Genomic DNA, 14,880 nt, shown 5'->3' on the forward strand with positions numbered 1-14,880 from the left:
TTTCTTCTATTTTGCAACTTTTAACGGAAAAGCGTACTAAATGAAAGCTTTTGGCTACACATTCAGTACGCTTTATCTTTAGTTTTTCATTTCTGAATTTAATATTTCAGTTTAGTATCTGATCAACTTGCGAGTCGCATTTCCCTGTTTGATGATCACGACACCCTTCATTCCAGAGGTGGATGTCATCTGTCTTCCATCGATGGTGAAAATCTGGTATGGCAGACTGAAATCAATCTCCCCATGGTTGTCGGTTGTGATGACAGGAGTGTGGATGCCAGTAGAAACCTTGGTGCCGGTGATATTCAGTTTCTGGATTTCCCAGTATGGACCGATCTCGTTATCGCTCGTATAGTGGAAAGCGAGTTTCACCTTGCCGCCACAATATTGAGACAGATCCAGGTCATAGTCTGCAAAATCCCAACCATCTTTGCTCGGAACAGCTAAGTCAGGTAATTTGCTGACGATATCCTCGCCAGTTTCCGAATCTATCACTGTTGCCTCAACAGAGAGATATTTCAGTGCCTGTCCCTTGGCGTAATTGATGGCCTGATTGATGGTCAGGGTGGCATGTCTGTAATCCGTCAGCTCGATTTCCGGCAAGTAAAGATAAGCATCTGCGACATGGTTCTTTCTATCTGAGTAAGCAGTTCCTTTCCAGCCATATTGACTGTCTTGTTTCCAGATGGAGGTGTTACTGCTTTCATTCTTAACAATCTTTTCAGTACAGCCACCTTTTCCACTGGTAAAGTCGGCACTGTAGATGTTATCAGGTTCGTCAGGAGAAGGAGTGATGGTACCTCCGCCTCCACCTTCACCATCCTTATAGTCGGTGGATTTCATGGTTTTTTCCGGATCGAAGGCATTGTTGATACTGTCACCCCATACATATTCCATCAGGTTAGGAAAATCCACGTATGGGTTTCTGTTGCCCTGTATCTGATAGACATCCTCATTGCGCTTAATCTCGAGCGCATCAGGTTTGTCTCCCTTAGCCCACTGGATAAACAGCTGGTAAGCCCATGGTTGGAGAGTAGGGTAGGCACCTTGCTGTAGAATCTGATGCGCTTGGGGACCACTCCAGTTGTAGTTCTGGTAGGTGGTTGCCATATACATATAACCACGTGCAAAGTCGCCTTTCCAAGGATTGGCAGGTTCCCAATACGACTTTCCATCATTACCTTTTCCAACCTTTGTCCAGCCATTACCCTTGTCTCCACTCACAACGGCCCCCATTGGATAATTGCTTTTTGTGGAATTAATTTTGCTTTTACAAGGCATGAGGTTGTAGAGGTCTTTATAAGCTTGGCAAGTGGCACCACCCCACCAGCTCTTCGGGAAGGAATGTTCGATATTCATTCCTGCCCCCACAGCACCTTGTGAAGTAGATTTCACCCATTCTTTCTCAGCAGAGTAGCGGTCGATGAAATAGCCACGTTCATCTCGGTCAGTATCCCAGAAACCCCACCAGGTATACCCCTTTCCTTTACCATATTCAAGAACCTTAGCGTCTTTGATGATATTGTATATGGCCGTTTTCAGTTCTGCTCCTTTCTTACCTTTGAGCGAGTTGTAATATCCATCAGGAATTTGTGCCAGTGATGGAATAGCTGGCAGGGCTGATGCAATGATTGCAAGAGACCAAAGTAGTAATTTTTTTCTCATAAGAATTCATTTTTTGTGTTGCTAAAACATATGAAACTCCGAATCTCATGGCAAAAATACAAATAAAATCCGATAACTCCTTTTTTGGGGATGAATATTTTCAATGATGAAACAATAATTTATTATAAGAGTCATGGAAGCCCTATGGAAGAAGGGATGATGTGTGAAATTTTTGGAGTGACATACAAAAATGATAAAATAAAATCTTACACGTAATCCAACTAATTTTTGTATTTTTGCAAGAAGTTTGCCCTTTTCTATAAAAGAAAATGTGACGAATGTAAAATAAAGATACATGTGTAGAGGCTACATGCCAAATACTCATAGTTATGATTAAGATGATGCACAATATAAAAAAATGACGTAGGATTGCTTGAATTCGCCTTCTATAGCCGATGTAAGCAAACGCTTACCAAAGGGCATCCACGTTACTGGGGCTGATGGTAAATCGGATCTAGGTATAGAAGGGATAGTATTACAAGTGTGGCTTTTTGTCATGTTATTGGTATTTTTGCTTACAAAATGAAAGTTTTTTGCTATTGTCTTTAAAAAAGTTCAATAAATATTGTTATATTTATAATGTTTTTTATACTTTTGCATTTGATAAAGCGTATTAGTGTTTAATTTTTATTAGTATTTTATGAAGAAGCAGTATCTACATTCTGCTGGAAGCATCAGGTTTAGTGCTTCCTTCATTAACAGAATGCTGTTGCTTTGTTTGTTGGGCATTGTAATGCCCCAGGCTATTTATTCAGCAACAAGCTATTCGGTTCAACAGAGAGAGACAGTTAGTGGAGTAATTATCGATGCAACCACACAGGAAACGATAGTTGGTGCAAGCATTATGTTAAAAGGTAGTTCTCAAGGTACAGTAACAGACATCGACGGTAAGTTCTCGCTGTCGGTAAGCAAACTTCCTGTAACATTGGTGGTTTCATACGTGGGTTATCAGAAGAAGGAAGTGAAGGTATCCTCTTTTGATGGTGCCCTTACCATCAGCCTTACAGAAGACACACAGATGATGGATGAAGTGATTGTCACAGGTTATGGTACATTTAAGAAATCAGCTTATGCCGGTTCTGCGGCAAATGTGAAGGCCGACAAGATAGCCGATGTTCCTTCGGTATCTTTCCAGGATATGCTCCAGGGTAATGCCACTGGTGTGCAGTTTACATCAGCCTCTGGTCAGCCAGGTGCCTCATCAAGTATCAATATCCGAGGCATGGGCTCTATCAATGCAGCCAACACACCGCTTTATGTGATTGATGGTGTGCCGATGATCAGTGGCAACATCAGCTCGCTGGATTCAGATTCTGGTCTCGACATTATGTCGACCATAAATACCAATGATATCCAGAGTATTACCGTCATCAAAGATGCTGCCGCAGCATCACTCTATGGTTCGCGTGCAGCCAATGGTGTCATCATTATTACTACCAAGCAGGGACAGCAGGGCAAGCCTAAGGTTTCTCTGCAGGCAGACTGGGGATTCTCAGACTTCGCCATGGAGTATCGCCCGGTAATGAGTGGCCAGCAGCGACGTGACTATATCTACAATGGTCTCTATGCGGGTGCGCTTCGTGACGGTGAGAGTGAAGAGGATGCCAAGGCCTATGCCGACGAGAACATCGATACTTATGCACCCGTGCCATGGTGTGGATTTGTAGATTGGGACGATGTGCTTTTCAAGAAAGGAAGCCATCAGCAGTATGAGGCATCTCTGTCTGGCGGAACTGACAAGTTTAAATATTATTCTTCACTGAGCTATCTCAAGCAGGAGGGTATCACACAGCGTTCTGGTCTGGAGCGTCTTTCGGGAAGACTGAATGTGGACTACAAGGCCACCAACAAGTTGACTCTTGGTGCCAATATCCTCTTCTCAAGTGTCAATCAGGATGTTTACAGTGAGGGATTCTCCTACACTTCTCCTTTCTATTCTTCGAGAAGTGCTGTGACACCTTCCGATCCTGTATACAACGAGGATGGTACATGGAACCGCGCACTGATTCGTATCGGTGATCGCAACCCAGCCCTCGCCAACGAATATGATTCTCAGCGTGAGTATGTCACCCGTACTTTCAATACCATTTATGGTCAGTATGAGTTTATTAAGGACTTGAAGTTCAAGACCACCTTCAGTTATGACTATATCACGACAAAGGGAAAAAAATGGGCTGACCCACGTACCTCTAATGGTGATGATATCAACGGTGGTATGTCAAAGAAGTTCTATGAGCGTCGTAAAATGATGTGGGGCAACCAGCTTACCTATAAGCAGACTTTTGCAAACGTACATCATCTGGATGAACTCTTGGGCTATGAGATTGACGATCAGTATCGCGACTATTTGTCAGGGTATGCTACCAACTTCGCCACTCCCGATAAGAACGACATCTCTAATGGTAAGAAGACGGAGTCGGTAGGCGGTTCTGATAGTCGCACACGTATGGTTTCTTATATCGGACGTGTAAACTATGACTATGACAACAAGTATTTTCTTGGACTCAGCTATCGTGTAGACGGCAGCTCTCGTATGCAGCGTTCTCATCGCTGGGGTAACTTCTGGTCTGTATCGGGTGCATGGCGTATCATCGAAGAGGATTTCATGAAACCAGTATCTGACTGGCTTACCGATCTGAAGCTTCGTGCATCTTATGGTGTGAATGGTACTTTGCCTTCCGATTATTATGGCTATATGGCATTGAGCAGTCTGAGCGACGGCTACAACGAGCAGCCAGCCATCATCATCTCGCAGCTTGCCAATGACAACCTGAAGTGGGAAACCAACTATAACCTGAATTTAGGTCTCGACTTCTCACTCTTCAATCGTGTGAACGTTACCTTGGAGTATTATTTGCGTAACACCAAGAACCTTCTCATGGACAGTCCAGTGTCTATGACCACAGGTTTAAGCTCTTACCTCATGAACGTAGGACAGTTGAGAAATCAGGGTGTGGAATTGGAAATCAACTCTACCAATTTCAAGACCAAGGACTTTGAGTGGAAGACCACATTCAATCTTTCGCACAACACCAATAAGGTAGTCAATCTCGATGGCGATCAGACAGAGATAGTAAGCGGTACTCAGATTCACAAGATAGGTCATTCTTATCGTACCTTCTATATGATAGAATTTGCCGGCATCAACCCCGAGAATGGTAATCCTCAGTTCTATAAGAACGACTTGCTGGAGGATGGCTCTTATAGCAAGGAAATAACCGAGAAGGCAAGCGAGGCTAAGTCGATTATGCTCGACAAACATGCAGAGCCCAACATCACAGGCGGACTCTATAACAGCTTCCGCTACAAGTGGTTCGACCTGAGCTTCCTCTTCAACTATCAGTTTGGTGGATGGTCGTACGACACCTGGGCTCAGAAGACTGAGCACGGAGGTTATGACCTGGAGGCAAATATCCCAACATATTATGCCGACAGTTGGAAGAAGCCTGGCGATGTCACCAAGTACGAGCAGTTCTATGAGAAGAGCTCCAGCGTGGCAATGCACAAGATCACCAACAGCCGTCGTCTGCACAGCACCGACTTCCTGCGTCTGAAGACCTTCACCCTTGGCTTCACCTTGCCAAAGCAGTGGCTCTCTTCTGTTGGCTTGAGCAATGCCCGTATTTATATGTCGGCTAATAACCTGTGGACATGGGCGGCTTGGGATTATTATGATCCTGAGTCTGTGGTCAATGGTAGTGCCACACAGGCTACTCCACCACTCAAGACAGTTACTTTCGGTTTGAATGTTAATTTCTAAAAATGAATGATTATGAACAAGATATATAAATATGTAATGATGGGAATCGTTGCTATAGGCATGTCTTCGTGTGGCAATGACTGGCTCGATCTTGATCCATCAACATCTGTGCCTACCAAGGTTACCTCAAAGTCTGAGGTTGACGCCACTCTGAACGGTATATATAGTACCATGCAGTCTCCTTACGCCTATTCTGGTCGATTGGTGTATTATGGCGATATGACTGGCGACGACATGCAGGCAGTCAGTTCTACCAAGCGTACTGCATCCGCTTACCTTTATGGCTTTACCAAGAGCAATGTGCCTTCTTCTTATTGGGCTTATCCATACAGTATTATTCAGAACTGTAATGTGATTTTGACCAATATTGATAAAATTGAGGTTGCGGATGCCGACAAGCAGACCATGAACGACTATAAGGGTCAGGCTCTTGCCCTCCGTGGTATGTCGCTTTTCGATTTGACCAAGCTCTACGGTTATCCCTATACCTATGACAATGGTGCCTCTCTGGGTGCCAGCATCGTAACAGATGTGGTGGATAAGGACTATATGCCTCAGCGCAGTACGGTGGCTCAATGTTACGAACAGATCATTAATGATTTGGAGGCAAGTATCAATTTGCTTGGCGAGAAGTTCAATAAGGGCAAGATCAATAAGTGGGCTGCCCTGACACTCTTGAGTCGTGTGTATCTCTATCATGGTGACAACGAGAAGGCTCTTAATGCAGCCAAAGCTGCCATAGAGGGCGCTGAAAGTCATCAATATCAGCTGTGGACCAACGCAGAGTATCCCACAGCATGGTCGAACGATGTGAGTGAAGCTTCTACCAATAAGGGCGAGGTGCTCTTCGAGATCATCAACCTTACTACCGATTCTCCTGGTAAGGAAAGTTTAGGTTATCTCTATTCTCCTAATGGATATTATGACGGTTGTGTCACAAAATCGTTCTACAATTTCCTCAAGAAAGACAACGATGATGTTCGTCTGAAGATTATCAATGTGGCTACCAAGGCTCAAGGTTATTCTTCATCTGTTTATGGACGTGGATATGTCAACAAGTATCAGCCACAGCAAGGTGAGGGTGTTGAGGATGCTAATATTCCTTTGATTCGTCTCTCTGAAGCCTATCTCAATGCTGCTGAGGCTGCAGCCAAGTTGACAGCAGCAGGTAGCGACCATAATGCTGAAGCTGTGAAATATCTCGGTGCTATCGTCAGCAGAGCCAATCCTGCTAAATCGGTTAATGCATCTTCTACGGTTACAGTAGACCAGGTGCTTGATGAGCGTCGCAAGGAGTTGGTGGGTGAAGGACATCGTATGTTCGACCTGCTGAGAAATGGCAAGAAGGTGGTGCGTGTGGAAGAGAGCAACAGCACTTTGAGCAAGACCAAGCATACTTGTGGCAAGGATTTTATGACCATAGGCGAGGGAGAAGACAATTTCTACAAGATAGTACTTCCTCTGCCATTGGCAGAACGCAATGTTAGTCACTTGCAGAATAATCCTGGTTACGGAGAATAATCCTTGAACAGGTAAAAGTAAATAAATGAAATGAACAAAAATAATAAGTTTTTATTGGTAATGATGATGGTGATGCTGACGATGTTCAGCATCACCATTTCGGCTAAGGAGCATGCCGACGACAAGAAGTTGTCGTGCGATGGTCCCTATGTGGTCTATCAGACTGACGGTAGTGTAAGAGTTATCTCGGTAACTGAGAATGGCGAGGTGAAAGATACTGTCTATGCAGTCTTGCCAAAGGATTTTACTCTGCATGTGGCTGACCATGAGGGGAAATACCCTTTCTCTGTATGTCTGCATTCTATCGCTCGTCAGCCATGGAAGCAGAGTCAGGCAAGGAAAACCTTTGTGATGTCCGATCCTCATGGCAGACTCAACTTGGTAGTCAGCCTGCTGAAGGCCAATGGTGTTATTGACAGCCAGTTACGCTGGGCTTATGGCGACAATCAGCTGGTGGTTATTGGCGACATCTTCGACCGAGGTTATGATGTACCTCAGATTTTTTGGCTCTTCTATAAACTTGAGGCCGAGGCTGCCGAGTGTGGCGGTCGTGTTTCTGTGTTGTTGGGCAATCACGAGCCTATGGAGTTGGCTGGCGATATGCGTTACGCCAAGCCTAAATATAAGATGCTTGCCGACACCCTGGGAATTTCTTATCGCCATCTCTTCGGTTCGAATACCGAGCTGGGCCGATGGCTTGCCACACGTAATGCCATGCAGGTGATTGGCCGCAATCTTTTTGTGCATGCCGGTATCAGCAAGGAATTCTATGACCGTGATTTGAAAATCCCTGTAGTCAACGACACTATCAGCAGTGTGCTCTTTATGAAGAGCAAACAGCGCAAGGCTCATTCTGAGTTCTGTAAGTTCCTTTATGGCAACCGTGGTCCCATTTGGTATCGTGGCTTGGTGCTGAAGACCAAGAAATGGTCGCCTTTGTCAAACGATTCTCTCGATATGGTGCTTCAGCGTTACGATGTGGATAGAATCTATGTTGGTCATACGATATTCAAGGACATCAAGCGTTTCTATAAGGGAAAGGTCATAGCCGTGAATGTCGATAATCTGGATAACTACAACCATCAGCGTGGCAGGGCTGTCCTGATAGATGAGGATAAGGTATATGTTGTCGGTGACAAGGGAATTAAGCGCAAGCTGTAGTTTGCACTATAGAGAAAATCTCTTCGCTATAGCATCTTGATGTAGTATCCTTCCTGATACTCATTGTCTAAAGAGGGTGTGTCATAAGTCCTTGACGCACCCTCTTTATCTTTGTGTGTCGGGCATGCCCTGCAGAAGATACAAGGGTACATTGAAAAGTATGATTCAAGATGCAGAACACTGGAGAAGGAGATAACGCAACTACAGGAAATAGCTTCCAAGGTTTGGAAGAGAGAAGAAGAGCTGAAAAGTCTGAAAGCGGAACTGGCTGCATTGGACCGAAAAATACAGCTTGAACTTGCGCCGCAGGTTGAGAAAGAAAGCAGAGAAGAAAACAAAGAAGCAACAAATAACGTAAAAACAGATGTTACTTCTAAAGGGTTACGGATTAAAGATCCGTACCTACGAGTAAGAATATGTTGAAATCTGATAAACGCTTCGGTTATTATCGTTAAAGTTTAATAATATTGTTTTTTTTTTTTGATTATTAAGATTTGAGCCTTATCTTTGCAATCGTTTTCACGCCTTACCTTAATTGACGAATGCCGAGTGAGAAAGACGGGAAGGACAAGCATATTGGAAATGGCGTTTACAAGCGCACTTGGTTATACACACACTTGGATTCTATAATATCAAATCAGGATCAGGAATATACAAGGCAGTTACGGACCGCCCAATAGATTATTAAAATAGAAAACTTATTATCAGCTACACCAGAATAGTTCCATTAGTAGTATATAACGTATAGTAAAATTTCATAATTATCTTATAGGTAACAAAGTGTATTCCACTACTGGCTTGTATAGGATGTTTTAGGAGTTCAGGACTGTTTGACTGAGTAGCTCGTACTGCACCAATGCCGTTTCCCTTATGTATGTGTTCAGTAGTTTTTTTGGTCCATATAGGTGCATTGGACATAAAACGTAATTGCATGTATGGTTGAAATAAATCCATTATGTATTTAGCGTTTTTAATGTTTTAAAGTTATGAGAAGAGAACTTTTACTCTTATCTTGTTGCGTGGTCATCCCAAGCATTTGTAGTGCTCAAGAGAAGTCAGACACTACAATGGTAGAAAAGAAAGCAGAACGCAATGTGATGCTCAATGCATCCGATGCCAATGCACCTCGTTACATTCAGATTGGTCTTCCAAGTGAAGATGTAAATGTGTACGAGAACGGATTACCTGTCGTTTATTCTTCTTACATCCATCCTCTATCTGCTCATTGGAGAAGTGACGGAAGCTTGGCTGAAGTAGGATTGATGAACCCGCAGGAATCAGCCATAGCTACAGGAAACATCGCTTATTCAGTAAACAGTTTCAGCGACTTAGGCAGTAATACGTTCAAGGGTATTTTGAATTACAAAGGCAACCATTATGGTATGCATCAGTTTGATTTGAACGTTTCAGGACCTCTGGCTAAAGGCTGGACTTATGCCTTGAATATGTATCAAAACTTTGATCCGGGAACCTTTGACTTGAAGTTTACCAACTATAATGACCGTACCCAGATTTATAAGGGTGCCCTGACAAAGCATTGGGGAAACAGAGGACAGTTGTCTTTCCTCTACAAGTTCTCAAACAGTCAGCGTATGGGTTCCGTAACCTGTTTTGCACCATTTATCTATCACACTAATGGTGATGTGACAGAATTGGATGGCTTTAAATTGGGTACATCTTCATACGTTCCAGCTTCTCAGAACTTCATGTACCGTGATATGAAGACAGGTGAAGTGAAAAACACTACTATCAATGATTGGAACAAAAACAAATCTCACGAATTTGCTGTATTATTCAAATGGGATTTAGGTAATGCATGGAACTTGGATACAAAGGCTAAATATACCTGGGCTGATGCTAACTATGCCGACTTTGGCGGCAGTTCCATCATGAATGTCAAAGATGGAAAGGTTGAGGGTAATACGAATACGTATTATGACAAGAATGGAAAGCTTTATACAGGTATGATGGATGGTCGAAGAATCTGGTTTCATACTGCAAAGGCAAAATCTTTCCTTCTCACCTCTGAGGTGATGAGAAACTATGGCCAGCATAATCTTAAAATAGGTCTCAACGAGTGGAACTTTGACTTAAACTACTGGTCTGCGTCAACACAATGGGATGCCACTGTAAATGAGTATCCAGAGTTTCTGTCACATTCCACGGTTTCAGACCCGACTGCAAGAACAACTTATTATGGGTTCAATGAGATATCTACAGACTATGCTATCGGTAATGAGAACAAGTTAGCAGGATATTTCACAGACGAATGGCGTCCTATTGAAAGCCTTCGTTTCTTCTATGGTGCACGCTTGGAGTGGTGTCGTATGTCTGTAGACCAGTTGCCTTATGCACGATTTGCAGACATGTATGTCGGTGCAACCAATGCAGACGGTGTAACCATTACTCCACAGCACAGAACAAAGAATAAACTCAACTATGCATTTACAGTTTCGGCTACATGGTCCTTTTATAAAGGTATGGGACTCACCGCTGACTTCACTCAAATGGAACGCTCTCCTCGCATGACAGATTATGCCAATATGGGACCGCAGGACCTGCGTCTCCGCATTCCATTGCTCCGTGGTGGTATATACTATCGCAATAAGTGGATTGATGTCACATCAATGATTACCTGGATTCAGAAGACTAACAATACAGACCAGCAGGATATAACCAAACCTGGTACTAGTATTTCAAAGACAACATCATTAAATTATAGCATCCAGACAGTGGGATGGACAACCAATGTGGAACTTGATCCATTCAAGGGTGCGCATCTTCATGCCCTCTTTACCTATCAGAAGCCAACATACAAGGACTATTCTGTGACAGTAAAGTTTGATGATGGTGAGACCGCAGACTTAAACGCCACTGGTAACATCGTCAAGGAAATACCACAGATACTGATTGAGCTTGACCCAAGTTATACCTTTTACAAGGATAAAATGACAGTATGGGGCAGTTTCAGATATTTTGGAAAAACGTATGCTAACCTTTCAAATGCCCTTTGGTTCAACGGTCATTGGGAAACTTTCGCAGGTGTGAAATGGAATGCTACCAACAAATTATCATTCAACCTTGGTGTAGTCAACTTCCTGAACCAAAAAGGTGCCAGCGGTACAATATCCGGCTCAGAGCTTATTGGTCCGGAAGAAGCCAAGCGATTCAATGGCTACGTAATGTCCGGACGCTATCTTCGTCCTTTCACTGTTGAGTTTGGAGCAAGTATAAAACTATAAATACCAATTAATCAAGTATAAAACTATAAATACCAATTGATTATGAATAAATTATGCAATTTTATAGTACTTTTTATGGCTTTGTCAGGTAATGTATATGCCCAGAAGACAGAACCATGGAATGACCCTTTGGTGAACAACATCAATCGTAACGAGCCTGTTTCTGATTTCTTCGGCTATGAGAATAAGGAACTGTCTGACAGAAATGACAAGACGCTTTCAAAGAGATTCTTGTCTATTGAAGGAAATTGGAAATTCAATTGGGTGCAGAATGCCAATGAGCGTCCTTTAGATTTCTATTCTCTCAATCTTGATGATTCTAATTGGGGTAAGATGCCAATTCCTGGATGTTGGGAGTTGAATGGCTATAGCGTGCCAGTCTATACCAACTATAGATATGAGTGGGAAAATGAATGGAAATCAAATCCTCCTTATGTGCAGGATCTTGGCAACTACGTCGGATCTTACCGACGTAAGATTGTAATTCCTGAGAATTGGAATGGTGACAATATAATACTGCACATCGGTGAATTTTCCAGCAATATCAACCTATATGTAAATGGAAAGTTTGTTGGCTATGCTGAAGACAATAAGGTTGCTGCGGAATTTGACATCACTAAATATGTAGAACCAGGAAAAGAGAATCTGATAGCCATGCAGCTGATGAGATGGTGCGATGGCTCTTATTTTGAGGATCAGGACTATTGGAGACTTCGCGGTATTGCCAGAGAGAACTATATCTATGCTCAGCCGAAGTCACATATTAAGGACTTGAACGTAACCTCTTCCTTGTCCGATAATTATAAAGACGGTATCTTTGCCATTCATTTTTCTACAGAATCATGTGATGGAAAGAATGTTCTGGTAGAATTGATAGACAAGAAAACTGGCAATACGGTTTTTGAAAGAAAGCAACAGTTACAGGGTGGCAGTTCAACAGTAGAGTCAACCATTCAGAATGTAGCCAAGTGGACAGCAGAAACACCGAATTTGTACACACTCAGAGCGACACTGATGGATGGAGATAAAGTATTGGAAGTCATTCGCCAAAATGTCGGTTTTAGAAAGATCGAGATCAAGGGAAAACAGCTCTTGGTAAATGGACAGCCTGTTCTTATCAAGGGTGTGAACCGTCATGAGATAGATCCTGATGGAGGATATGTTGTCAGTGTTGAGAACATGATTCGTGACATAAAGGTTGCCAAGCAATTAAACATCAATGCTATACGCACCAGCCACTATCCAAATGATCCACGCTGGTATGATTTGTGTGATGAATATGGTATTTATGTCGTGGCTGAGGCAAATCTGGAAAGCCACGGAATGGGATTTGGTAAAGAGACTCTGGCCAAAAAAGAGTTGTTCAACAAGACACATATTGAGCGTAACATGCACAATGTGAAGGTTCTCAAAAACCATCCTTGTATCATTATGTGGAGTCTTGGTAACGAAGCAGGTTATGGTAAGAACTTTGAGGATGCCTACGATTGGGTAAAGGCATATGATAGTTCTCGTCCAGTACAATACGAAATGGCATGTTCAACAGGCAATCATGATGAAACCCGTCCTGTTGAGTCATACGAGTTGGCTGGTCTGAAGGCTGGCAAGACTGACATTTTCTGTCCTATGTATGCTGATTACGACAGTTGTAGAGCATATCTGGAAAAGGACTATTGTGACAAACCTCTTCTTCAGCAGGAGTATGCCCATGCCATGGGTAATTCTATGGGTGGATTTAAGCAGTATTGGGATTTGGTCCGTCAGTATCCTCAGTATCAGGGTGGTTTTATCTGGGATTTTGTAGATCAGGGTCTGCGCGACAAGAGCAAGATAACTGGTAATCAGATCTATGCCTATGGCGGTGATTATGGTCGTTTCCCTATGTCTGACGAGAACTTCAACAACAATGGCTTGGTTAGTCCGGACAGAAGACCAAATCCTCATGCTTACGAAGTGAAATACTTCCATCAGAACATCTGGAGCAAACTTGAGAACAAGGTCAAGGGTACTGTCTCTGTATTCAACGAGAACTTCTTTGTTCCGTTGAATAACGTAAATCTCGTATATTCAATAGAGGTAGAGGGAAAAAGTATGGCAAACGGTTTAATCAACCTTGGCAAATACAATATTCTTCCTCAGACAAGCAAGACCATTGCAATTCCAGGATATGCAAAGATAGTTGCAGACAAGAAGTACAGAGGAAAGGAAAAGACACTGAATCTTACGTACAAATTGAACAGTGATTCGCTTCTTCTAAGTAAGGATGAAGAAATCGCCCACCAGCAGTTTGTGATTAGCGACTATAAGTTCCCTGTATTGAATTCCTCTGAAACAGCCAAAGTCAAGGCTGTAGATCATGCCAAGTATCTCGTTCTTTCTGCCAATGGTGTGGATGTTACCATCAGTAAGGCAACAGGACTTGTTTCTTATTTGGATGTTGACAAAACACCTATGCTTGTAAGAGGATTTGATTTGACTCCAGACTTCTGGAGAGCATGCACAGACAACGATTTTGGTTCACATATGCCTACATTAAGTGCAGCATGGAATAAGCCAAGTATGGAACTGAAGAATTTTACCCGTAAGGAGAATGGTTCTGTTGTTGCCGAGTTGTATCTCAAAGAAACAGAGTCAACACTGACTCTTACCTATACATTGAATAATAATGGAGAACTGACTGTTGAACAAGATCTGAAGGTAAATCCTGATGCGGAGAACAAGCCAAATCTTCTGCGCTATGGAATGGAATTGCAGATGCCTAAGGAGTTTGATAGAGTTGAATTCTACGGAAAGGGTCCTAACGAGAATTATGCAGACCGTAACAATTCCGACAGATTGGGCATTTTTACCCAGTTGGTAAAGGATCAGTATTATCCATACGTTCGTCCACAGGAGTCTGGCAACAAGACGCAGGTAAGATATTGGAAGGTTCTGACAAAAGACAATAAAGGTCTGGAGTTTTTCTCCAATGAGCCAATGGAGTGTTCAAGCCTGAACTATCTGACTTCAGATCTTTACCGCGGACCGGTAAAGAACCAAGAACATTCTGGAGACCTTGTACCACGAGACTTTACCTCTGTACACATTAGTCAGAGACAAATGGGATTGGGATGTATCAATACATGGGGCGCATTACCTATTGAGAAATATATGCTTCCTTATCAGGACTATGCATTCAAATTCGTGATTCGTCCTGTAAGATAACCAAATAGTTCTCACTCTGAGAAATCAGAGTGAGAACGCAATATATCAAAGAGCATTGAAAATAAATGCTTTATGTTCAATCAGTCATAGTAAGTTATAAGGCTCTGAATACATCTTTGAAAAAACGTGAATAGACTTAATGTCTGTCCACGTTTTTTTTTTGATTCCTTGTACTATTTCTTTTTCAGTACATACAATTTTGCAGTCTCACCTTCAGGTTCTACACCCATAGAATCTGTCATAATGATGCTGTTGGCATTCTTAACCTTATTTTATACCCGGGCAATCTGCTGCCGGGAGAGTTCCTCATACGTTCCTGCAACAGAC

General features: G+C 42.7%; 6 protein-coding genes. 5 read left to right on the plus strand and 1 reads right to left on the minus strand.

The features are described 5' to 3' along the window. Positions 1-111: 111 nt before the first annotated feature. A complete protein-coding gene (locus KUA50_RS01380) occupies positions 112-1,665 on the minus strand; it encodes an endonuclease (protein WP_218456752.1) in 1,554 nt (517 codons plus the stop codon). Between the two features lie 733 nt (positions 1,666-2,398). Here KUA50_RS01380 and KUA50_RS01385 point away from each other — a divergent pair. The 5 genes from KUA50_RS01385 (at position 2,399) to KUA50_RS01405 (ending at position 14,553) form a co-directional block, all read left to right on the plus strand. Further along, positions 2,399-5,425, plus strand: coding sequence for a SusC/RagA family TonB-linked outer membrane protein (locus tag KUA50_RS01385; protein ID WP_256624234.1), 3,027 nt, complete (start codon positions 2,399-2,401; stop codon positions 5,423-5,425). 12 nt (positions 5,426-5,437) lie between these two features. Beyond that, on the plus strand, positions 5,438-6,946 hold the full coding sequence (locus tag KUA50_RS01390; RefSeq protein ID WP_218456750.1) for a RagB/SusD family nutrient uptake outer membrane protein: 1,509 nt from the start codon (positions 5,438-5,440) through the stop codon (positions 6,944-6,946). 63 nt (positions 6,947-7,009) lie between these two features. Next, positions 7,010-8,107: a metallophosphoesterase gene (locus KUA50_RS01395; protein WP_413777447.1), complete on the plus strand. Its 1,098-nt coding sequence runs from the start codon at positions 7,010-7,012 to the stop codon at positions 8,105-8,107. Between the two features lie 986 nt (positions 8,108-9,093). Further along, positions 9,094-11,349, plus strand: a complete 2,256-nt coding sequence (locus KUA50_RS01400) for a TonB-dependent receptor (protein WP_218456748.1) — start codon at positions 9,094-9,096, stop codon at positions 11,347-11,349. Between the two features lie 42 nt (positions 11,350-11,391). Next, entirely contained in the window at positions 11,392-14,553 is a 3,162-nt protein-coding gene (locus tag KUA50_RS01405; RefSeq protein WP_218456747.1) for a glycoside hydrolase family 2 TIM barrel-domain containing protein, read from the plus strand. Positions 14,554-14,880: the final 327 nt, after the last annotated feature.

It is taken from the genome of Segatella hominis (genome assembly GCF_019249725.2).
Classification (GTDB): domain Bacteria; phylum Bacteroidota; class Bacteroidia; order Bacteroidales; family Bacteroidaceae; genus Prevotella.